The sequence below is a fragment of the Olivibacter sp. CPCC 100613 genome, from assembly GCF_036959255.1.
Taxonomy (GTDB): domain Bacteria; phylum Bacteroidota; class Bacteroidia; order Sphingobacteriales; family Sphingobacteriaceae; genus Olivibacter.
Genome location: NZ_JAWMTI010000001.1, coordinates 1139084 through 1161914, shown reverse-complemented (window position 1 = coordinate 1161914; position 22831 = coordinate 1139084). Strand labels below are relative to the sequence as shown.

The window sequence follows — 22831 nt, the reverse complement described above, 5'->3', positions numbered from 1 at the left end:
TTCAATACTTATACTTAAAGAAGTAAAAAAATAGCGGGCCTCTTATGGAGATCTACTTTTTTCCTTTTCCAGTTCCCTGCGATATCACTGTGTATCCATTCATCGGAGTCGGTGAGATTACAGGCAATACATAAGCGCGTTTTAGGAGCGCACACTCTCAATACTTCGTCAAGCAATTGATTATTCCGAAAAGGGGTTTCCATAAATAATTGGGTTTGCTTAGTTTTCTGTGCAAGCTGTTCCAAATCTTTAATTTTTTTTGCTCGCGCAGCCTTATCAATGGGCAAATATCCATGGAAGGCAAAAGTTTGTCCATTAAAACCCGAAGCCATCAAAGCCAATATCATTGAATTAGGTCCTACCAAAGGTCTCACCTTAATCCCCAGTTGGTGAGCTCGCGCAACAATATCAGCCCCTGGATCCGCAATCCCAGGACAACCGGCTTCACTCATCAAACCGACATCCTTGCCTGCCAATAAAGCCTGAAAAAAGCGATCTTTATCGTATTCATCCCTTGTATGCTTTCCGTAATTATGAAGTATCAACTGTTGCTGCGGTATTTTTAAACCGGCTTGCTTTAAAAATTTACGGGCAGTTTTTTCATTTTCAACAATGTATTCATCTATTACATTGATGATTTCTGAAAAATACGTCGTATAAGAAGCCGAAGCCGCCTGATCGGATAAGGGCACCGGCAGTAAATAAAGTGTTCCTTTAGACATAACACAAAGATGCGGTTTTTAACAGGGAAAATAACTAATTTAGCAATTTCAGCAAGCCTGCCATGATAGAAGAGCTAAATTTTTACGAAAGTGTTTATGCCTTAGTTAGGCAGATTCCGGAAGGAAGGGTTACTTCTTATGGTGCAATTGCACGAGCACTAGGAAGGGATGGAGCAGCACGAATGGTAGGCTACGCAATGGGAAATGCGGGGAAAGCTGATCCACCGGTGCCCGCCCACCGAGTACTGAATAGCAAAGGCCAATTAAGTGCTAAAGCTGCCTTCGGTCATCCTACACTTATGCAGCAGCTTTTGGAAAACGAAGGGATCTCGGTAGAAAATGACCGGGTAGTTAATTTTAAAACTGTTTATTGGGATCCATTGGAAGAATTGTAGTAATAATCAATAATATACATGATGAAAAGATGCGGATGGTGCGGTAATGACCCTCTTTATGTAGCCTATCATGACGAAGAGTGGGGCAAAACAATAACCGATGATAAAACCCTCTTTGAATTTCTCCTATTGGAATCGGCCCAAGCTGGACTTAGTTGGATCACTATTTTACGGAAACGAGAAGGTTATCGACGAAATTTCGCCGATTTCGATGCGCAACAAGTTTCACAATTTACCGATGAAGATGCAGATCGCATTCTTCAAGATCCTGAAATAATACGTAACAAAGGAAAAATCCGAGCTGCAATCTCCAATGCCGTTATTTTTTTGGCCATTCAAAAAGAATTCGGATCGTTTTATAACTATTTATATTCTTTCATGCCCAACCAAGGGGTGATCAATAATGTGGTTGAAAATTATAGGACATTTATGACCACCTCACCTGAATCCGATGCTATTGCAAAAGATCTAAAAAAAAGAGGTATGAAATTTTTTGGAAGCACGATTTGTTATGCCTATATGCAAGCGGTCGGCATGGTGAATGACCACGAGATGGGCTGCTCATTTAAATAAACCATATACCGTCAATCATAGAAACTGCGTAACATGAACGTTATGGATGATCTGTGAAATGACGTTTAATCTTCGCTCGTCTAAATTTTTCTTGATTATATTGCATGGATTCATTTCGCGGAATTGATAGCGTTTCCCATGTATCGTTTTTCATCATCTTTGCCAAATACACGATCTGACCAATATGATATGCATAATGCGCGAGCTGTCTATTTAGTGCTTCAACAACTGTATGCCCTTCATTCCTTATGTATACAATGGCTTCTAGATCCCTTATCTGCAACCCTTTTATTGTTTCCAACAAACAGGCCCATCCCTTATCCCAGATCGTCATCAGCTTTTTTCTATCAATAAGGGCGATCTCAAACTCTTTGTCGCGCTCACGCCAATTTTTTTCGCCGTCCGTTGTTAAGAAATCAGTAAATCGCGACAGCATATTTCCCGCCAAATGTTGTATAATCATAGCAATGCTGTTACTTTCTTCATTGTATTGCCAATGCAAACTTGCATCATCCAATTGAGAAACGGCACGCTCTCCTAAGGTTTTGTAGTAGATAAATTGTTTCTCAACACTTTCCAGGTAACTTTCCATGGTGGATTTAATTTAGTCAATGGTACTCAATTTTAATGCCATTGGTAATGCGCCCGAACACGTTGTATCTTTCCTTCTTCATTGAGCTCCATATATTCTGCCGAGAGTGAATTACTTACACTTCGATAAACCAAAACCACCGAATTAACACCATATAGTTCATGATACAATTCAAATGTTAAATCAGGATATTTCAGCAATGCTTTTTCAAAATAAGCACGTAAAACCTGTTTATCCATTATGTTTCCACACTCATTTATTTGTAATTGCCAGATAATTGGTGAGCGAAAGTCTACATTGTCCGCATAATGTTCTAAGATAACTTCCAAATTATGATCGTTCCAAGCCTGAATCCATGCACTTGTAAAGCGCTTGATTTTTTCTGTTTCCATCTTCTTTTTTATTTTTTATATCGTTCCGGTGTATGTATTTCCATATATCGTGTCGTATCTCGAAGCGGTTCAAAGCCATATCTGATGTAAAGCGTGTGTGCATCAGCAGTAACCAGCACAATTCTTCGCAAACTCTTTACCCAAGGTAATTGCATGAGATGGTCGAGCATCATCTTCGATATTCCCTGTTTTCTATAGTTAACGATCACAAAAACATCAGCTAAATAAGCAAAAGTAGCCTGGTCCGTAATCAATCTTGAAAATGCGACTTGTTTATTATGATGAAACACGCCGATACAATAAGAATTTTTTAACGATGTTTCTACCAATTTAAGTGGGATATCTTTGGCCCAATAACTTTCTTTTGATAAAAAGTAATGGATAAGCTTAATATCCATTGCTTTTAATTCTGTCTTTATTTGAAATTCTTGCTTCATCGCGCTAAGTATTATAAAATTAACTCCATCATAACATCGGCTCTTTTGTATTTTGTATTATCAACCGGCACATCATAGAATCCATGTTTTCTATAAACCGCCAAAGCCGATTGCAAGATACTTTGGGAATATAAGATCAACTTCTTTGCTTTTAATTCACGCGCCTTTTCTATCGCATGTGTACAGAGCACTTTACCTATCCCAAGCCCTTGATAAGGCTCATCAACTGCCATTTTTGTTAACTCCATGATACCATCACTCACTTTTTTCAAGGCAACGGTGCCCACGATCAGGCCATTATATGCTGCAAATAAAATTTCGCCCCCTTCTTGAAGAATCGCTTCTTCGGGATGTTCCAGCACATATTTATCAATGGGTTCAACCGTAAAATATCTATTTAACCATGCTTTATTGAATTTCTCAAAAAACACTTGCTTGTCCGGTTTGTAGTAACTTATTGTAATCTCCATGTGTATTGCTTTTTGCTTCTACAAAGAAGAAGAAAAAAAGAAAACAAGTACAGATACAATTTTTTTATATTTGACAGATACAGTTTTTATGAAAGAAGAAATGCGCTACTTGCTTATAGCGAATGCGCTTGAGCAGCAAATTCGCAATGATGTATTAAAAATAGGAGATAAGCTACCGTCTATTCGTACGGTAAAACGAGAATATGGCGTTAGCATGAATACCGTAACACGTGCGTTCTTCGAACTAGAAAGAAAGGGATTCATTGCATCACGGCCCCAATCCGGCTTTTATGTCGCCGGGCATGCTAAAAGCAGGCTTGCCGTTCCCAGAATCAGCAATCCCACCTCTCCATCGCATCCAGAACAAGCAGAAAATCTAATTAGTAAGGTGTACCAATCACTCAACGACACCACAATTACCAGATTTTCCATCGGAGTTCCGGCCAACGAGTTGTTACCCATCGCTAAGTTAAATAAAAGCCTGATGCAAGCCACACGTACTCTTGATGGAAGTGGCACTGCCTATGAGGAAATTCAAGGAAATTTTAAATTGCGCCGCCATATTGCCCGATGGTCATTTACCTGGGGAGGTATGCTAACCGCGGAGGATTTAGTAACAACGGCAGGGGCCATGAATGCGCTATCTTATTGTATGATGGCTCTGACACAACGGGGTGACACCATTGCGGTGGAAAGTCCGGTTTACTTTGGTATTCTGCAATTAGCGAAAAGCTTAGGGTTGGAAGTGCTTGAAATACCAACACATCCGATAACCGGTATAGAACTCGATGCGTTACGAAAGGCATTACCCCGCATAAAGCTTTGCTTAGTTGTAAGTAATTTCAATAATCCTTTGGGCAGCTGCATGCCGGAAGCAAACAAGCAAGAGCTGGTAAACATGTTAGCGGAATATGAAATCCCCTTGATTGAAGATGATTTGTATGGTGATGTTTATTTTGGGGACAATCGACCAAAACCGTGCAAAGCTTTTGACAAAAGGGGCTTGGTTTTGTGGTGCGGTTCCGTATCGAAAACTCTGGCACCGGGATATCGTGTAGGTTGGGTGGCCCCGGGAAAATACAAAGAGCAAATTGTTCGCCTTAAATTACTGCATGCTGTGTCGTCTACAACACTTACACAGGAAGTTATTGGAGATTTTCTAGAAAACGGTCGATACGAAACGCACCTCCGTAAAATGCGGCGTACATTGCACGCAAACAGTTTACACTTTACGCGAGCTATTCACGACTATTTTCCAGAAGATACCAGAGTAAGTAGGCCACAAGGAGGGTTCGTACTTTGGGTAGAACTGAATCCCTCTATAGATACGGCCCTTTTATACGATCAAGCCATGCACCGCAGGATCAGCATTGCTCCAGGGCGTATGTTTACCTTGCAAAATCAATTTAACAATTGTATGCGGTTGAGTTACGGTTTATTATGGTCGGACGAGCTTGATAAGAAGCTAAAGATGTTAGGTTCAATAGTACAAAAAATGATTTCCTAAATCCATCGCTCATTTGTTTTTCCTTGTAAATGGAACAAAACGAACGGGCATAAGGTTCTGAACAACCAGCTTACCTTTCTTTTTCTTCAAGAGTTTTAAGGTTTGCGTCTCTCCAGTAGATCCAATTGGTATAATCATCTTTCCTTCATCCTTCAATTGCGCTATGAGGGGTGCCGGTATTTTTTCCGGCGCTGCGGTAACGATAATGGCATCAAAAGGTGCGGCGGCTGTTAAACCATGATAGCCATCACCGATGCTAAGATCTATGTTATTATAATTTAGCTGTTTCAATAACCTTTTAGAACGTTCACCAAGCTCTTTCACGATTTCTATGGTATAAACGTGTTCTACAATTTCTGCCAATACAGCCGCTTGATAGCCTGATCCTGTTCCTATTTCCAATACACGATCACTTTTATTTAAATCAAGCATTTGCGTCATGCTCGCTACCATATAGGGTTGGGAAACCGTTTGGCCAAAACCAATAGGAACAGGCCTGTCGTCATAAGCATAGCGTCTATATTGGAATGGCACAAATAAATGCCGTTCGACTTGTCGCATCGCTTGCAATGTTGCGTTGTGACTTATTCCACGCGCCTCTATCTGTTCCGTAACCATTTTCTCACGAAGCTGCTTATAATCCTGTGGGGGATCGGACTGAATAAATACATATGAGCACAATAACATAAACAGCATCATCTTGCCTTCTATTAATTTCTTTAAAAGAGAACAAGGCGCTTATTAAAAAGTTTATCTTACACTCGATTGGATTGAAAAAAAGGCCCTCAAAACAACTGTTTCGAGGGCCCCAATTAATCCAAAAAAATTCAATTAATTCCATCCACCGCCCAATGCCCGGTAAATAGTAACCATCGCATTCATCTGTTGCATTTTAGTTTCAACCAGTTCAAACTTCGATTCCAATGCATCTCGTTGAGTTAGCAACACTTCCATATAGTCTGCTCTAGCCGACTTGAAAAGGCTATTGGAAATGCCGATCGACTGCGAAAGTGCGTCCACTTGTTTCGATTTTAAGTCGTAGCTTTTTTCCAGGTTGTTAATTTTCGCCAATTGATTGGCCACTTCAACATAGGCATTTAAAATCGTACGCTCATAATTATAAACGGCTTGTATCTGCTTAGCATTGGCGTTATAATAAGCTGCTTTGATCGCATTTCTGTTAATCAAAGGAGCCGTAATATCACCCGCCAGAGAGTAAAGCAGCGACTTGGGGGTCTTCACCAAATAAGTAGGATCAAAGGCTTGGTAGCCTATAGATGCCGAGATGCCCAAAGAGGGATAAAATCTGGCCTTCGCTACTTTTATATCCAATTTCGCCGCTGCTAATTCCAACTCGGCTTGCTTAATATCCGGACGATTTGCCAGCAACTGTGCAGGTATACCTGAATGCACGGTTTCCGGCATTAAATGTTCGAAAGTTTCACTACTTCGTTGAATCGCTTGCGGGTACCTTCCTAACAAAAAATTAATCCGATTCTCCGTTTCCGTAACGCGTTGCTGTATCGTATATTGAAGGCTTTTTGTGTTCAGGACTTCCGCTTCGAATCTACGTACTGCCAATTCTGTAACCTGCGCAGCCGCTTTTTGCATTTTCACTATTTTCAACGCGTTGCTTTGAATCTCGATGTTCTTCTTAACAATATCCAGTTGATTATCCAGTGCCAATAGCTCATAATAGGAGTTCGCGATCTCTGCGATCAGGTTGGTAATAACGAAGTTTCTACCTTCTACGGTGGACAGGTATCGACTTACCGCTGCTTTTTTTGCATTATGCAGCTTCTTCCAGATGTCAACCTCCCAGGTAGCCGATAACCCTAACATATAATCCGGTAATGGCTCGGGATTTTCCTTTCCTTCTTTTATTTCCACTTGATGTTCCAATGCCCCAATATTAGTATACCTCGCTACCTTATCGACACCTGCTGCACCTTTTATACCAACAAAAGGCAAGTATTCACCTTTCTTTTCCCGAATCTCATTTCTTGAAATCTCGATTTCCTGTAAAGTAATATTCAGTTCCTGATTGTTTTTCAGTGCTGTATCAATCAACGCATCTAAATAAGGATCAGTAAAATATTCCCTCCAAGTTAATTTTGCTGTGTTGACTGTATCCTGCGAGTCGTTATAACGCGCAGGAACCGCCTTATTTTCCGTCTTTTGCACCAAAGAAGGTGTTTTACAGGCCGTATATGTTAGGGATATACAAATTACGCCCACATATTTATATATTTTATTTTTAAACATGGTGTTCTTCAATTTCTTCAGTTAATGGCAGTTCGTCTTCGTCTTTAATCAGTTTACGTTTTGCTGCGATGGTACCGAATATGTAATATAAACCCGGAATGATAATAACGCCGAAAACCGTTCCGAAAAGCATACCGCCGGCAGCCGAGGCACCAATCGTACGGTTACCGATCGCTCCCGGACCATGTGCAAAGACCAAAGGGATTAGGCCTGCAATAAAGGCGAATGAGGTCATTAAGATTGGGCGGAAACGGACTTTTGCCCCTTCAATGGCCGCATTGATGATGGATACACCTTGTTGGTGTTTCTGCGAAGCAAACTCGACAATCAACACCGCGTTCTTACCCAGCAAACCAACCAACATGACTAAACCCACTTGGGCATAGATATCGTTCGCCAGTCCCATTAATTTGAGCAAAGCAAAGGATCCGAAAACACCAACAGGTAAGGATAGGACGACGGCTAGTGGTAAAACAAAACTTTCATACTGTGCCGCTAATACCAAATAGACGAAGCCAAGTACGATTAAGAAGATATAAAGCGCTTCATTCCCGCGAGCTGCTTCATCTTTTGAAAGACCTTCCCAATCGATATCATAACCCCGTGGCAATGTCTGTTTTGCTACTTCCTGAATGATCTTGATAGCCTCACCACTACTATAACCTGCTGCCGGTTCACCTCGAATAGCTGATGACGTGTACATATTATAGCGTGTAATCTCATTAAGGCCATGCGTTTTTCTTATCTTCATGAAAGCCGAGTAGGGTACCATCTCGTCGCGATCGTTCTTCACATACAATTTCATTAAATCGTCCGGCAATCTCCGATACTCAGGTGCGGCCTGTACATACACTTTAAGGAAAGTACCAAATTTGATAAAACCAAGTTCATAAGAGCTACCGATCAAAACAGATAGATTATCCATGGCCTTACCGATGGAAACACCCTTTTGCATCGCTGCTTTATTATCTATCTGAAGCTCGTATTGTGGATAATTGGCACTAAAAAACGTAAAGAGCCCTTTTAATTCCTTTCGTTTTTCCAGGGCCGCCATGAAATCATCATTCACTTTCTCCAGCTCTCTATAATCATCATTATTTGTTTTGTCCAACAAGCGAAGGGCAAAACCTCCTGCAGCGCCATAGCCAGGTACCGCAGGAGGTCCAAAGAATTCAATCGTTGCACCCGGTATTTCTTTCGCTTTCTCCTCTAACTCTTCAATAATTTCAGTAACGGTATTCTTCCGCTCCGACCAGTCTTTGAGGTTAATTAAACAGGTACCCGCGTTTGATCCACGGCCTTCCGTCAAAACCTCATAACCGGCCAATGCTGAAACAGACTGAATACCTTCTACATGTTCCGCAATCCCCTGTAATTTTCTGGCGAAATCATTGGTCCGCTCCAGGGTGGATCCGGGGGGTGTTTGAATAATGGCATAGATCATTCCCTGATCCTCATTCGGAATAAAGCCGGAAGGAAGCGTACCAGATGTAATCCAGACACCTGCACAGAACGCCAGCAATATACCGAAGGTGACCACACGACGGTTTACGATCACCTGAAGCAAACGAGTATAACGGCCGGTCAATCCTTCGAACCAACGGTTAAATGCATCGATAAATTTATCAATCGGCGTCTTCTTTCTTGGTTTACCATGCGTATCTTTCAATATAATAGCACAAAGAACCGGCGTTAACGTGAGCGCTACCACACCCGAAAGCACGATAGCTGTAGCCATGGTAATCGAAAACTGCCTATAAAATATACCCACCGGCCCGGTCATAAAAGCTACCGGGATAAACACGGCTGTCATGACAAAGGTAATGGCAATAATTGCTCCGCTGATTTCATGCATCACTTTTTGCGTTGCTTTATAAGGAGAAAGGTGTTCCTCAGCCATTTTTGCATGGACACCTTCTACCACAACGATCGCATTATCGACCACAATACCTATGGCCAGCACCAAGGCAAATAAGGTAATCAGATTCAGTGTCAGCCCAAAAACTTGCATAAACATGAACGCACCGATTAATGAGACCGGTACGGCCAAGGTCGGTATAAGCGTGGAACGCCAATCGCCCAGGAACAAAAAGACTACAATTGCCACCAAAATAAACGCTTCCACCAAGGTATGGATAACTTTTTCCATTGAGGCATTCAAGAAGCCGGAGACGTCATAACTGATCTGGTAATCCATTCCAGGAGGAAAGGAAGTGGCTTTAATTTCATCCAACTTGGCTTTTACGTCGCGAATGACATCGCTGGCATTACTTCCATAATTCTGCTTCAACACAATCGCTGCTGAAGGGAAACCGTTAAGGTTTGAGTAGATATCATAAAATTCACTTCCTAACTCGATATCAGCCACGTCGCTTAAATGAAGAATCTCACCATCTGGATTAGCCCTTACAATCACATCTTTATATTGTTTGGGGTCATTGTATCGACCTTGGTAGGTTAATACGTATTCAAGCGCTTGTGAACGTTTCCCATCACTTCTTCCTAATCTACCGGGTGAACCAATTACGCTTTGACTGCCCAAAGCCTCCATCACTTCGTCGGTAGAAACATTATACGCCCGCATTCGATCAGGTTTCAGCCAAATCCGCATGGCATACTGTCGACTTCCTAAAATGGTGGCCTGACCGACACCACTTAGTCGTTGTACTTCCCGTAAAATATTAACACTGGCAAAGTTGTATAAGAAGTTTTCATTCGCATGGGGGTCTTTACTATAAACATTTACATACATCAGCATGTTAGGTTGTACGATGTTTACAATAACCCCTTCTCTTTGCACCAATTCGGGCAATCTGCTTGTTACCTGTTCGATCCGATTTTTAATATTAACCACGGCCTGATTCGGATCAGTACCTAAATCAAAAACCACTTGAACATTGGCCTCCCCCGCACTCGTTGCATCTGATGTCATATACTTCATTCCCGGAACACCGTTGATAGCTTTTTCCATTGGAATGAGAACCGACTGAACCAATACATCCGCGCTCGCCCCAGGGTACGCGACACTAACCATTACCCGAGGAGGTGCAATGGTAGGAAACTGCGATATTGGCAGTGTATTAATGGCCAGTATCCCCATAAAAATAATGACGAGCGAAATTACAATCGCAAAAACTGGCCTTTTAAGAAATATATTGAACATTTTCTTGCCTTTCTTTAAAACTTACATTTATTCGGTTGGTAATTTTAGTTGAGATATAACTGCTTCAGGCTTTTCATAGTTAAAAGCTATTTTGTCATTATCTTTCACCTTCCGCAATCCTTCAAGCAATATTTTATCATCTTTTGTTAAACCATTGCTTATTGCATATAGATCAGGCATTTCGGCACCAATGGTAATCGGTGTTAGTTTCACCTTATTATCCTTATCCACTACATATACATATTTCTTATCAAGCACTTCAAAAGTGGCTTTCTGTGGAATGATGAGCGCATCTTTCAAAGGCTCAACCATTTTTATATTTCCCGTTTCGCCATGTCGCAACAAGCCTTTAGGATTGGGGAAAGTCGCTCGAAAAGCGATATTTCCTGTTTCATTATCAAAGTCGGCCTCAATCGTTTCAACAATTCCTGGATAATCAAATAATTTATTATTCGCCATCAGGAGGTTTACTTTCATTGCATTATCACGCTTCGCATTCGCTTGATAATCCAAATATTCCGTTTCAGGAACATTATAATACACCCACATCTTACTGTTATCAGAAAGCGCTGTCAGCAAATCTCCTTCATCTACCAAACTCCCTTGTCGTACGTGAAAGCGATCGATGATTCCATCAAAAGGAGCTCTGATTTCCGTAAATTGTAAATGGACCTTTGTCAATGCCAGTTCGGCCTTTGCTTTGTCGAATTTGGCTTTCGCCATAGCCAATTCATTCGGCGCCACAATATTGCTATCTGCTAAACTTTTCGTGTTTTGGTATTCAATCTCAGCAAAATTTGCTTCGGCTTGCGCTTTCTCCAACTCAGCCTCATATAATCTCGGCATGATCTGAAACAATAGCTGCCCTTCTTTTACAAATTGTCCTTCATCCACAAAAATTTTCTGCAAATAACCCCGCTCCTGCGCCCGCAATTCAATATGACGTATCGAACGAATCTGACATACATAGTCTTTTACAATGGACGTGTCCATATTGACCGGATTGGTTACCAAAAATTTGGTTTGCTCTTCTTTTTCTTCTTTTTTTGATTGACAGCTTGTATGACACAACACGGCACCCAAGCCCATGAGCATGAAAATTCTCTTCATAATAATTTCGCTTATCGAAGCAATATGATTTCTTAAATGTTTTGAAATTTGTATACGAAACCCTTATGGTTTAAAAAAACCATCGTCTGTTTTCTATGAGAAGTAAAAAATAACGGAATAGCTAGTTAGTAGTTAGCATTCCATCTACAGAAAAGATCAAATTCGAATAACCCGAAACAGGAGGTAGGTTCGGGATGAGAAATGAGGGAAATACGCGCAGAAAGTCAGGCTTTGCCTTATTTGCCGCCAGAAAGACCCCAAGCTTAAAGCATAAAAAAAATCAGTAAAATAATTACTGATTTCCAAGTATTTTCGGGAAGAAACGGAATCGTCTTCCTCCTCTTTATCTGTCGCCCGTATCTTTTCGGTTACCTTTTCGGTATTGACAGGTGCGGGTTTGAAACTTAAAATATTCTCCGCCGCATTCATATGCTCGTAAGCTACTCGTTCAAAAACACTTACCAACGAATAGCGTATATGATCTTGATCCGCATAAGCGTGCAGATGATTGTATTTACTCAAAAAGAGCAAACACAACGATAGAAAAAACCGAACGAGCCATTTCATGATCAGGGGTCAAAAGTATATAAAGTTGTTCATACGAGCAACAGCAAATTGTTAAATGTTAGTTAAATGTGATAGCTCAGCGGTGGTCAACATAACTCAATAAACATTAGCGGCAAAATTGTGCCAAATTCATTTTTTTTAGCCTATCAAGCAATAAAGCCTATAAGAAAAGACCTTTATCTACATTTTTTTTCAATATTAACAAGAACAATCCATTTCGCATTCAAAAATAATAACATTAAAACCCAAATCCAAGAAATAAAATTAAAAATTAAGGAATAACGTTAATAAATTCACAAATAAAATAAAAAAAATAGCCCATCTGCAGAAAAAACCTAGAAAAAAGCCATACACAACAACAAAAAATCAAAATGAAGGCTGAATCAGCGATCATATGGAGATAATCAAAGAAAAGATGCCATCATCTTTTTATAAAAAACGTACATCCGGCTCGAATCGCTATTTTTCATCCAATAATCGCCTATGGTAGTTGATCTGCCCTAAGTGATAATTGAGATGTGTCGTCAGATGCATAAGAAAATAAAGCGTTGACATACTTTTTTCAAAAACTAAACGCGGATATTCCTCATGGAGCTCCGATTCTTTCAGTGTTCCCAATGCATTTGACACTTGTGTCCGCGTTTTAGCTATCTCTTCTAACAGGCTTTGACGCGGGATGTTTTTATCGGAGAATTCAGCTTCACGGTTCCGAATATAGCCCGACCCTCCTATTTCAGCACCAATGTAAGTGTTCAAATTTCCTATTAGATGAAGACAAAGATTACCCGCAGAATTGGCTATATTTTGCTCGACGTGCCAAAGTTTTTTCTCATCCTTATAAAGTGAAATCTCTTCGTAAAGACGTTGAAGATCTCTTTCAAAAAGTGCTTTAAGACTGTCTATAATCATGGGTTTTAAATAAAAATTTATAGATAATAACGGATTCCGTCCGCAACGGTGTAATATCAGCATCGCTAAAGTACGCTCCAACCTCTTTAACTTCAATAATCAGCCCACCAGCTTAGACGGTGGCAAGCCATACATTTTCTTGAAGGCAAAAGAAAAATGCGAAAGATCTTCGAAGCCGATTTCCAAATATACATCGGAGGGTGCACGCCCCTTCTCTTTAATCAAATAATGGGCTTCCTGTAGTCTTCTCTGCTGTAACCACTTACTCGGCGACGTATGAAAAATATGCTCAAAATCACGCTTAAAAGTAGCTAGACTACGGCCTGTAAGATAAGCAAAACGCTTGAGCTGTACATTAAAATGGAAATTTTTGTTCATAAAGGCTTCCAAGTCGATCTTACCAGGTTCACTAAAATCAAACAAAATATTCTTCAATTCAGGCTTCAATTGCAATAAAATCATAACCGCTTCATGCTGTTTTAAGACTTGGAGTTGCCTATTGATCGGTTGATCACCTTGAATATAGGGCAGCAACGAATCCATGAAACTTTCACATAAAATCCCACCTTTTAACGACATTACCTTTTCGCCTCCAAGGTATTTTTTCTCTGTCTCATATCCATAGGCTAAACTAAAGTCCCTTAACATCGGCTGATCAAGATAAATAGATATCGATTTGAAAACTCCGTTCGGTGGTGGCTGTTTAATAAATTTCAACAATTGATTCCTCTGAATTAATCTAAAAGCACCTTCATTAAATGCATATGTTTTGTCACCTGTATTGATTGTCAGTGTACCCGATAACTGATAACTAAATACATGTTCCGGTGCAAACTGTTCCCCTTCCCGATTACGCGAGAAATAGCAGGAGTATGCTATTGGTGATAATCTCTTTGTTCCAGATGGAGCCATAAGGACTTTATTAATAGGCGGCTTGTATCGACATACATTTGCTATGATGTCGCCCGCCTACGTAAATATACGAAATATTAGTGTTTTCGGTTTACATTATCTGTAAACCACCGCCCCTCGGCAGTATTCAAAAAATCTTCAGCAGTATCGTGATCAGTAGATAAACTAACTTGCATCCACTCCTCCATTTCGGACTGTCTGGCAGCATTTGCATTTTTTAGTATACCTACGGCTTCGCTTCCTAATACCAAGTGTATCGGAGGCGAAGGATGAGCAGCCAGCTCCACCATTACTTTGGCAGCCTTTAAGGGATCCCCTAAGGGAATGAATCTTCCACTTTTGTAAAAATCCGATCGTTGATTAACCTGTTCATAAGCTGCGATTTCAGGCGCATAGGTCATCGAAGCACTGGCCCAATCGGTGCGGAAACCACCCGGTTCTACACTGGTTACATAAATCCCCAATGGGGCGACTTCTTTTGCTAGTGCTTCTGTAAAACCGCCTAAACCAAACTTCGCTGCTTGGTACATTGTTAAACCTGCATTGCCAACTCTGCCACCAATAGAACTGATCTGCAGAATACGTCCACCGCCTTGACTACGCATATGGGGCAATACAGCTCGGGTGATTTCTATGGGGGCATATAAATTCGTTTCTAACTGACTCCGTACTTGCTCGTCCGTATACGCTTCCGCGGCACCAATAATACCAAAGCCCGCATTATTGACTAATACATCTATTCGTCCAAAATGCTTCACTGCGTTGGCTACCGATTGATAAACCTGTTCATAATCGGTTACATCTAATGCGATCGGAAAAACCTGCGCGCCGTATTGTGTCATCAAATCCTGTAGATGATCGGTATTTCGAGCTGTTGCAACTACTTTGTCACCACTTGCCAGTACTGTTTTGACGATACTACGTCCTAAACCCCGGGAGCTACCTGTTATAAACCATACTTTTTCCATTCTTCTATTATTTAAATACAAGTCAAAGGTATTTCAATATAATCCAATGGATTTTGTTGAGGGGCTCAAATATGCTTTGTTCAAGAGCTCATCAGAAGCCTATTAGGTAAAAAGCAAGGGTTAAGTAGAGGCAAGAGCACCAAGTACAAAAAAGCGGCTTATTAAAAAAGCCGCCTTTTAGTAGCCCCGACGGGAATCGAACCCATATCTAAAGTTTAGGAAACTTCTATTCTATCCGTTGAACTACAGGGCCAATTTGGAAGGCAAACTTAGATAAATTTCCTCTTATATGCAATTCACAGAAGAATTAGTGAAGACGTTCGCAAGGAGCCTTACGAATGTGCTCACCTTAATACGGGTCACGTCAATTTTGTGTTTTCATTAAAGGTATTGCTATTTTATTTTGAAATATCACCCCCGTCTTCCTATAGTTTTTATTTATAAGCCCATAAGAAAATAAGATACTTTAACCTAGCAGAAAGCCTTATCTTTGCAACATCAAAAACGAAAAAAATATTAATATGAGCTTAGTAGGTAAAAAATTCCCGAACATTACTGTTGACGCCATGGATCACATGGGCGATGATTTAAGAATTAACGTATTAGAAGAAGCTACTAAAAAAGGAAAGAAAGTATTGTTATTCTGGTATCCAAAAGATTTTACCTTTGTTTGTCCTACCGAATTACACGCTTTTCAGGAAGCTTTACCTGAATTTGAAAAAAGAAATACCGTTGTAATCGGTGCTTCCTGCGATACAAATGAAGTACATTTTGCATGGTTAAACACTGCAAAAGATAATGGCGGTATCGAAGGGGTAACTTACCCAATATTAGCGGATACAACACGTAATTTGGCAAATGTATTAGGTATTCTGGATATACAAAAAGCGGCTTATGATGAAGAGTTGGATTCATTGATTATTGAAGGTTCTAACGTAACCTTCCGGGCTACTTACCTTGTAGATGAAGATGGAAAAGTATTTCACGAAAGTGTAAACGATATGCCACTTGGCCGCAACGTAAAAGAATACTTACGTCTAATTGATGCTTACGCTCATGTTCAAAAATTTGGAGAAGTATGTCCTGCTAACTGGGAAGAAGGAAAGCAAGCGATGAATGCTAACCGCGAAGGTGTAGCGAGCTACTTATCCGCAAATTAATTTATTATGCTACAAGAATTAGAACAAGATAATTTAGGAGATATCGTTAACCAAAATGATGTAGTATTGGTTCAATATGCAGCAACTTGGTGCGGTAACTGCAAAATTATGAAACCGAAGTTTAAAAAATTGGCTTCAGAAAACGAACATATCCCGTTTGTCATTGTTGATGCTGAAAAACTACCTGAGTCAAGGAAGCTTGCTAATGTAACGAACTTACCTACATTTGCGGCTTTCAAGGCCGGTAAACTGCTCAATCAAGTACAGACAAATAAACTGGATGCCTTAACGCAATTAGTAAATGAAGTTACCAATAATTAAGCATTTAACTCAATTCATTGAGGATAACGATGAGGATTTTGTGATTGAGGCAATCGAAACGCTTGAATCGCTCACCGAAGTTCCCTCATTGAAGGACGAAGAGTTAGACGTTATAGGTGAGCTGATATCAAACATGTATGGCGCGATTGAAGTGAATAAACTGGTTCAAGAGCAAGGCATGGACAAAAAAGATGCGCTAAATACTTTTATGAAACGTGTATTAGGCTCTATAGATAAATAGCGTTTCATCTGCTAACGCAAAAAAGCGGCACAAAATAGTGCCGCTTTTTTTATGTTGAGAAATACGAATAAAGCATTGAAAAATCGAATATAGATTTTTGTCTTCGGAATAAAACACAGTATATCAGACTTTTCCACAAAAATATGTTGAAAACCCACTTTTCTGTTGAAAACTAATTTACATGAACAGTTTAATTTTCGTAAATTTACTAATGTTAAAGGTTAATGCTTTAAGTCGCTTTTATATACCTCATCGTATTTTTTGATTCACGCAGTGATGTGTCATTCAGTTAAGCCAACTTAAAGAACAAGATTTTTTAATTGTTAATTTCAAAGACCGCCGAGCGAACACCACTCGGCGGTCTTTGTTTTGTGTTACAACGCATTTAGTTACCTTTGACCTTAAAAACGAATTCCGAAGATGAAATCATTGGCAAGCGATAATTACGCAGGAGCTGTTCCGGAAGTAATGCAAGCTCTTCTACATGAAAATCAAGACCATGCTGTTGCATATGGAAACGACAAGACAACCAACAGTTTAAAAGAGCAGTTACAACTACGCATTCCAAGTCCATTTCGCTTGCATTTGGTTTTTAATGGAACAGGCGCTAATCTGCTTGCATTAAGCATCTTATCAAAACCTTACGATGCGATACTTTGTGCAGAAACCGCACATATATATGTCGATGAATCAACCGCGCCGGAAAATCTTACGGGATGTCGGCTTATCCCGCTAACGATTGATCACGCAGGTAAACTGACGCCTAGCATCATTCAAAAAGCAGTCAAACGCCGTGGCGATTTGCACCATCCGCAAATTAAGGTGCTAAGCATTGCGCAACCTACCGAATATGGAACCCTCTACACCTTGGATGAACTGCGTGCAATCCAAGAGGTAGCTAAGAAAAATGACCTTTTAATTCATATCGATGGTTCTAGACTTTTTACAGCTATAACAGCCCTGGGTTGCTCGTTGCAAGATATCATCGAAAGGAGTGGAGTAGATGCCCTATCCTTGGGTGGAACCAAATCGGGTATGCTTTATGGAGAAATGGTTCTTATCTTTAACGAGCACAACCAGGATAGCATGTTCTTTCATAAGCGCAGCATGCAGCTGGCCTCCAAAAGTCGCTTTATTTCGGCTCAATTTTTGGCGCTACTCTATAATGATGTATATAAAAAGTATGCTAATATTGTTTTGGAACGAACACAGCAACTGGCTAAAGTCTTAAGAAAATACGCGGCAATCACCATTACCAAGCCGGTAGAAGTAAACGCTGTATTCGCCAAAATACCCGCCAGCTGGATCGAGCCTCTGCAGGAAATACTCTTTTTCTACATTTGGAATGAGGCGGAGTATGAAGTTCGACTGATGTGCTCATTTGATACAAGTGAAGAGGAAATCGATTTGTTTGACAGAAAGCTTGCGGAGCTAACAAGGTAGTTTCATATCTAATTTGTAAATTCGCAGGGTATGTCAGATATCATTCAATTACTACCGGATGCAGTAGCCAATCAGATTGCGGCAGGGGAGGTGGTACAACGTCCGGCATCGGCAGTAAAGGAGCTGATAGAAAACGCAATTGATGCAGGCGCGGATAGAATTCAATTAATCATAAAAGATGCAGGCAAATCGCTTATCCAAGTGATTGATAACGGCTGCGGCATGAGCGTCACAGATGCACGCCTATGCTTTGAGCGTCACGCGACTTCAAAATTAAGAAAGGCAGAAGATCTCTTCGCAATCAGGACCATGGGATTCAGGGGGGAAGCGATGGCTTCTATCGCCGCTATCGCCCATGTTGAGCTTAAAACAAGACGGCATGAAGACGAATTAGGTACTTACATTTTAATCGAAGGATCGGAAATAGTTAGTCAGGAACCAACGGCTGCACCCGCAGGCACGAGCATTTCCGTTAAAAACCTATTTTTTAATACACCGGCGCGCCGTAATTTTCTAAAAAGTAATCCAGTTGAAATACGTCATATTATTGAAGAGTTTCAACGGATTGCCCTTGCACATCCTAAGATTTTCTTTAGCATGCACAGTGATGGGAACGAAATCTTCCACCTTCCGTCTGAAGGTTTAAAGCAGCGCATTGTACACATCTTTGGGAGCAATTACAATCAACGTTTAGTACCCGTTGAAGAGTCCACCACGATCATCAATCTAAATGGTTTCATCGGAAAACCGGAATATGCTAAAAAAACCCGGGGGGAGCAGTACTTCTTTGTTAACAACCGCTTCATTAAAGATCCTTACTTAAATCACGCGATACTTAACGCTTATGAAGAGATTCTCCCTGCCGAAAGTTATCCACTTTATGTATTATTTATCGAGATTGATCCTGCGCAAATTGACATTAACGTTCATCCCACAAAAACAGAAATCAAGTATCAGGATGAACGATCAATATATGCCATTATTCGCTCGGCGGTTAAACGCTCCTTAGGGAAATACAATATTACACCGACGCTTGATTTCGATCAGGAAACAGGCTTTAGCCATATCATTTCGCAGAAAAAGACGGAAGATATTGTTCCACCGACTATCAACTTTAATCCGCAATTTAATCCCTTTGACACCGGTTCTCCACAAAAGGAAAGACAAGATAATTACTCACGCTCGTTCGAAAAAAAGAGCGGCATTCCGCAGAACTGGGAAACACTTTATGAGATCACGCAAAGAGCGCAACACCAGCAATTAAGTATTGATCCGCCAGAAATGGAACAGGTAGTGTCCGTAGAAAACACACAGGAAAAACCAGCGGGTAAACTCATTTTCCAAATACATGGCCGCTTTATTCTATCGCAGATACGCTCAGGCTTTATCCTTATCGATCAGCAGGCCGCCCATGAGCGTATTCTATTTGAACGTTTTTTACAACAATTGGAAACACATCAGGGAGCCAGTCAGCAAAGTCTTTTTCCACAAACAGTTGATTTAAGTGCTGCGGATTTTGAACTTATAAACGATTTATTGCCTGATATTCATGCACTCGGTTTTCAGGTCAGGCCATTTGGTAGAAATACTTTTATTGTAGAAGGAATTCCGGCCGACTTGGGTAGCGGACTGAGCGAATCGCAGGTGCTGGAGCAATTATTAGAAGCCTACAAAAATAATCAATCAACATTAAAATTAAACAAAAGAGAAAATTTAGCGAGAAGCCTAGCCCGCAATGCTGCCATAAAAAGCGGTACTGCGTTGGGAATCGATGAAATGAATGATATTATCGATAAGCTCTTTGCTTGCTCAACACCTAATGTTTCTTTGAGTGGTAAACCCATAATTATTACCTTTACCCTCCAGGAATTGTTAGAAAAATTTGAAAAATAAACGAGAACATGTTTAATAGTCCATCCTCGCAATTTGGCGGGATTCCGCCAGTAGTAAAGAATTTATTGATTGCAAATATCATATGCTTTATCGGCGCAAACTTTGTATTTAAATATGCCTATACCATCTTTCCTGTCTACTATTTTGATTCGCCCATGTTTCATTGGTGGCAACCGATCACCTATATGTTTATGCATGGCGATATCAACAGGGGAGGTTTAGCCCATATATTCTTTAATATGTTTGCGTTGTATATGTTCGGCCCTATATTGGAACGAATCATGGGGTCTAAACGATTTATTTACTTTTATCTTATTACCGGTCTCGGGGCACTTGCGCTGCAATTCGGTGTACAGGCTTTTGAGGTTTTTAATATTACCGGATCACCCTCTGCAAAAAGCATCTTGGATTTCAACTTTGAAACAGGTATGCTTTCAAGTAAAATAGACGGAATCTCAAAATCGAACTTCGACACGCTTGCTTCTGTTTACTTTACCCCTATGGTAGGTGCCTCAGGCGCCATCTTCGGTTTATTGGTTGCATTTGGTTATTTGTTTCCCAATACGGAATTATACCTGATGTTCATCCCCATTCCGATAAAAGCAAAAATATTTATTCCAATTTATATTGTATTGGAATTATTTTTGGGTGTATCAAAATTCTCCGGTGATTCTGTCGCCCACTTCGCCCATTTAGGAGGGGCTTTGTTCGGCTTTATTCTCATTAAGATCTGGGGAATCAAGCGTCCGGGATTATGGGGTTAGTTTTAATAAAAAGATCAACGAGATAGAAATAATTATGAAGAGATCATTTTTCGGCGAACTATACTATAAAGCATTCCAATCGGGGAGTACGTTGAACTTTATTATAGCCATCAACACGATTGTTTTCATCGTAATGGGTCTTTTTTCGGTGATTGATTTCTTTGCAAAAACACCCATTAGTTCTTTTCTGATTGACCAACTCGCGTTACCGGCCAACTTAAACAAGCTGTTGTACCGGCCATGGTCTATCGCTACCTATATGTTTACGCAAGTGGATTTTTTCCATTTCCTATTCAATATGCTGTGGCTCTATTGGATCGGTCTTATCTTTCTTGACTTTTTAAATTCAAGACAGTTTACGTTCACCTATTTAGCAGGTGGTTTAATTGGAGGTGTGTTGTTTCTAGCACTTTACAATCTGTTTCCTTCATTAGGTGCCGGCTTTGCTGTATTGTTGGGATCTTCGGGGGCCGTATACGCCATCGTCGTAGCTACTGCAACTTTAGTACCCGATTACACCATTCGTTTACTATTTTTCGGAAATGTACGGCTAAAGTATTTAGCCGTAGCCTTCATCGTTTTAAATCTATTAGGTTTGGGAGGGGGAAATTTAGGCGGAAATCTCGCTCATTTGGGTGGCGGACTTTTCGGATTTATTTATATCCTGCAGCTCCGGAGGGGCAATGACTGGAGCAAGCTATTTCAAACTAAAAAGAAAAAGCTTCGCGTAATCAAAAATGATACTCCTCGTAAAAGCAAAGCAACTTTTACCAATCAAGAATATATTGACAGCATTCTGGATAAAATATCCCAATCTGGATATAACAGCTTAAGCAAAGCGGAAAAAGAGGCCCTATTTAACGCGGGTAAGCAAGATCAAGATTAAGTTTCATCCATGAGGGCAAAAAAGAGGAAAAGAAAAAGAGGACTGGGAAATTTCGCACTGCTTGGTATCAATGCAGTATGCATTTTATTATTGTGTCTCAGCTACCTTGCTCCATACGTTGATCCGCAAAGCTTTTGGCCAATGGCTTTTTTTGGTCTAGGCTATCCAATTTTTCTTTTAACCAACTTCCTGTTCGTTCTACTGTGGGCATTTAAGAAATCCAAGCTGCTCATTTTATCACTGCTTTGTATTCTTTGCGGATACATTCCACTGAGAAAGCATATAGGCTTTAATAGTAAGCCGGATAAGGAATCCATTAAGCACCCGGACAGCAATAGCATAAGGGTGTTGACCTATAATGTGCATTTATTTCGGGAAGAAGATCACGATGTACAACCAAAAACGAAAAAGGCGGTAACCGAGCTCATCCAAAGTGTTTCGCCCGATATTGTCTGTATGCAGGAGTTTTATACCCGGAAGAAAGGAAAGTACAATAATAGGCAGAACATGGCTCCTGCATTAGGCCTTCCCTACAGCTATTTTCATCCTGTGATTGAGAATGAGTACGAGGCCTATGGGCTCATTATTCTTTCTCGCCATCCCATAAAAAATGCTGGATCAATCCCCAATTACCAAGGTAAAAAAACATTAAATAGAGCAATATATGCCGATATTGTGAAAAATGGAAGAGCTTTCCGCATCTATAATGTCCATCTTCAATCGATTGGTTTTCAGCCTCGTGATTATGCCTTTGTAAAAGATGTAAAAAGTCGAAGTTTTGAAAATGACAACGTAGCCTCCACCAAAAGGATCGGCTCTCGCTTGAAGCATGCCTTTTTTGAACGGAGTGCACAAGCAAAACAGATTAAAGCAGAAATAAATCGTTGTCGAAAACCAGTAATTATAACCGGTGATTTTAATGATACGCCTTTATCTTTTGCTGTGCGTACCATTTCCGACGACTTAAACAATAGCTTCGAGAAAAAGGGATCAGGTTGGGGAATTACTTACAACGGCGAGTTTCCAAACTTTCAGATAGACTATATACTTTCATCCAAAGCTTTTAAGGTTAAACATTATCAGATATTGAAGAAAAAATTATCTGATCATTACGCCGTTTGGAGTGACCTGACCCTATAAT

24 protein-coding genes and 1 tRNA gene are annotated in these 22831 nt (G+C 40.3%); 11 read left to right on the top strand and 14 right to left on the bottom strand.

Features of this window, described 5'->3' with window-relative positions; all coding sequences use genetic code 11:
- Window positions 1-14: 14 nt before the first annotated feature.
- Window positions 15-722: an SAM-dependent methyltransferase gene (locus tag RYH73_RS04625; protein WP_335312184.1), complete on the bottom strand. Its 708-nt coding sequence runs from the start codon at window positions 720-722 to the stop codon at window positions 15-17.
- A gap of 65 nt (window positions 723-787) precedes the next feature.
- Between RYH73_RS04625 and RYH73_RS04620 the strand changes: the two genes are divergently transcribed.
- The gene (locus RYH73_RS04620) at window positions 788-1117 is read left to right on the top strand and encodes an MGMT family protein (protein WP_442946058.1); all 330 of its coding nucleotides are present in this window, start codon (window positions 788-790) and stop codon (window positions 1115-1117) included.
- Between the two features lie 18 nt (window positions 1118-1135).
- Window positions 1136-1690: a DNA-3-methyladenine glycosylase I gene (locus RYH73_RS04615; RefSeq protein WP_335312180.1), complete on the top strand. Its 555-nt coding sequence runs from the start codon at window positions 1136-1138 to the stop codon at window positions 1688-1690.
- A 40-nt stretch (window positions 1691-1730) separates the two neighbouring features.
- On the opposite strand, the gene RYH73_RS04610 is transcribed toward RYH73_RS04615, so the two are convergent.
- Genes RYH73_RS04610 through RYH73_RS04595 form a run of 4 tightly spaced genes read right to left on the bottom strand, consistent with a single transcriptional unit; the run spans window position 1731 to window position 3581 of the window.
- Entirely contained in the window at window positions 1731-2282 is a 552-nt protein-coding gene (locus RYH73_RS04610) for a DUF1572 family protein (RefSeq protein ID WP_335312178.1), read from the bottom strand.
- Between the two features lie 32 nt (window positions 2283-2314).
- The gene (locus tag RYH73_RS04605; protein WP_335312176.1) at window positions 2315-2674 is read right to left on the bottom strand and encodes a nuclear transport factor 2 family protein; all 360 of its coding nucleotides are present in this window, start codon (window positions 2672-2674) and stop codon (window positions 2315-2317) included.
- An 8-nt stretch (window positions 2675-2682) separates the two neighbouring features.
- The gene (locus tag RYH73_RS04600) at window positions 2683-3111 is read right to left on the bottom strand and encodes a GNAT family N-acetyltransferase (protein ID WP_335312174.1); all 429 of its coding nucleotides are present in this window, start codon (window positions 3109-3111) and stop codon (window positions 2683-2685) included.
- A gap of 11 nt (window positions 3112-3122) precedes the next feature.
- A complete protein-coding gene (locus RYH73_RS04595; RefSeq protein ID WP_335312172.1) occupies window positions 3123-3581 on the bottom strand; it encodes a GNAT family N-acetyltransferase in 459 nt (152 codons plus the stop codon).
- Between the two features lie 88 nt (window positions 3582-3669).
- Here RYH73_RS04595 and RYH73_RS04590 point away from each other — a divergent pair, with 88 nt between their 5' ends.
- Window positions 3670-5088, top strand: a complete 1419-nt coding sequence (locus RYH73_RS04590) for an aminotransferase-like domain-containing protein (protein WP_335312170.1) — start codon at window positions 3670-3672, stop codon at window positions 5086-5088.
- Between the two features lie 9 nt (window positions 5089-5097).
- Here the strand turns inward: RYH73_RS04590 and RYH73_RS04585 are convergent, their stop codons facing one another.
- The 9 genes from RYH73_RS04585 to RYH73_RS04545 form a co-directional block, all read right to left on the bottom strand.
- Window positions 5098-5787 (bottom strand): protein-L-isoaspartate(D-aspartate) O-methyltransferase, encoded by a 690-nt coding sequence (locus RYH73_RS04585; protein ID WP_335312168.1) that lies wholly within the window; start codon window positions 5785-5787, stop codon window positions 5098-5100.
- 132 nt (window positions 5788-5919) lie between these two features.
- Window positions 5920-7353: a TolC family protein gene (locus tag RYH73_RS04580; RefSeq protein WP_335312166.1), complete on the bottom strand. Its 1434-nt coding sequence runs from the start codon at window positions 7351-7353 to the stop codon at window positions 5920-5922.
- Entirely contained in the window at window positions 7346-10516 is a 3171-nt protein-coding gene (locus RYH73_RS04575) for an efflux RND transporter permease subunit (RefSeq protein WP_335312165.1), read from the bottom strand. Before RYH73_RS04575 ends, RYH73_RS04580 begins: the two co-directional genes overlap by 8 nt.
- A 27-nt stretch (window positions 10517-10543) precedes the next feature.
- Window positions 10544-11626 carry an efflux RND transporter periplasmic adaptor subunit gene (locus RYH73_RS04570; RefSeq protein WP_335312164.1) on the bottom strand — a complete coding sequence of 361 codons (1083 nt, stop codon included), beginning with the start codon at window positions 11624-11626 and terminating at the stop codon, window positions 10544-10546.
- A 156-nt stretch (window positions 11627-11782) separates the two neighbouring features.
- Window positions 11783-12193 (bottom strand): hypothetical protein, encoded by a 411-nt coding sequence (locus RYH73_RS04565; RefSeq protein WP_335312162.1) that lies wholly within the window; start codon window positions 12191-12193, stop codon window positions 11783-11785.
- 459 nt (window positions 12194-12652) lie between these two features.
- Entirely contained in the window at window positions 12653-13102 is a 450-nt protein-coding gene (locus RYH73_RS04560) for a DinB family protein (protein ID WP_335312160.1), read from the bottom strand.
- Window positions 13103-13201: 99 nt separating this feature from the next.
- Complete coding sequence (locus tag RYH73_RS04555; RefSeq protein WP_335312158.1) at window positions 13202-14014, bottom strand: helix-turn-helix domain-containing protein; 813 nt, start codon at window positions 14012-14014, stop codon at window positions 13202-13204.
- Window positions 14015-14091: 77 nt separating this feature from the next.
- Window positions 14092-14982 carry an SDR family NAD(P)-dependent oxidoreductase gene (locus RYH73_RS04550; protein ID WP_335312156.1) on the bottom strand — a complete coding sequence of 297 codons (891 nt, stop codon included), beginning with the start codon at window positions 14980-14982 and terminating at the stop codon, window positions 14092-14094.
- Window positions 14983-15163: 181 nt separating this feature from the next.
- Window positions 15164-15235, bottom strand: a tRNA-Arg gene (locus RYH73_RS04545).
- 268 nt (window positions 15236-15503) lie between these two features.
- Here RYH73_RS04545 and RYH73_RS04540 point away from each other — a divergent pair.
- From RYH73_RS04540 to RYH73_RS04505, 8 genes are all read left to right on the top strand, one after another.
- Window positions 15504-16142: a peroxiredoxin gene (locus RYH73_RS04540; protein WP_335312154.1), complete on the top strand. Its 639-nt coding sequence runs from the start codon at window positions 15504-15506 to the stop codon at window positions 16140-16142.
- A 6-nt stretch (window positions 16143-16148) separates the two neighbouring features.
- Window positions 16149-16463, top strand: a complete 315-nt coding sequence (locus tag RYH73_RS04535) for a thioredoxin family protein (protein WP_335312152.1) — start codon at window positions 16149-16151, stop codon at window positions 16461-16463.
- Complete coding sequence (locus tag RYH73_RS04530; protein WP_335312150.1) at window positions 16444-16704, top strand: DUF6952 family protein; 261 nt, start codon at window positions 16444-16446, stop codon at window positions 16702-16704. The genes RYH73_RS04535 and RYH73_RS04530 overlap by 20 nt, the downstream gene beginning before the upstream one ends.
- Before the next feature lie 420 nt (window positions 16705-17124).
- The gene (locus RYH73_RS04525; RefSeq protein WP_335312148.1) at window positions 17125-18147 is read left to right on the top strand and encodes a threonine aldolase family protein; all 1023 of its coding nucleotides are present in this window, start codon (window positions 17125-17127) and stop codon (window positions 18145-18147) included.
- Window positions 18148-18177: 30 nt separating this feature from the next.
- Window positions 18178-20040, top strand: coding sequence for a DNA mismatch repair endonuclease MutL (gene mutL / locus RYH73_RS04520; protein WP_335312146.1), 1863 nt, complete (start codon window positions 18178-18180; stop codon window positions 20038-20040).
- Window positions 20041-20048: 8 nt separating this feature from the next.
- Window positions 20049-20804: a rhomboid family intramembrane serine protease gene (locus RYH73_RS04515; protein ID WP_335312144.1), complete on the top strand. Its 756-nt coding sequence runs from the start codon at window positions 20049-20051 to the stop codon at window positions 20802-20804.
- A 34-nt stretch (window positions 20805-20838) separates the two neighbouring features.
- The gene (locus tag RYH73_RS04510; RefSeq protein ID WP_335312142.1) at window positions 20839-21690 is read left to right on the top strand and encodes a rhomboid family intramembrane serine protease; all 852 of its coding nucleotides are present in this window, start codon (window positions 20839-20841) and stop codon (window positions 21688-21690) included.
- Window positions 21691-21699: 9 nt separating this feature from the next.
- Window positions 21700-22830 carry an endonuclease/exonuclease/phosphatase family protein gene (locus tag RYH73_RS04505; RefSeq protein ID WP_335312140.1) on the top strand — a complete coding sequence of 377 codons (1131 nt, stop codon included), beginning with the start codon at window positions 21700-21702 and terminating at the stop codon, window positions 22828-22830.
- The last annotated feature ends 1 nt before the right edge of the window (window position 22831 follow it).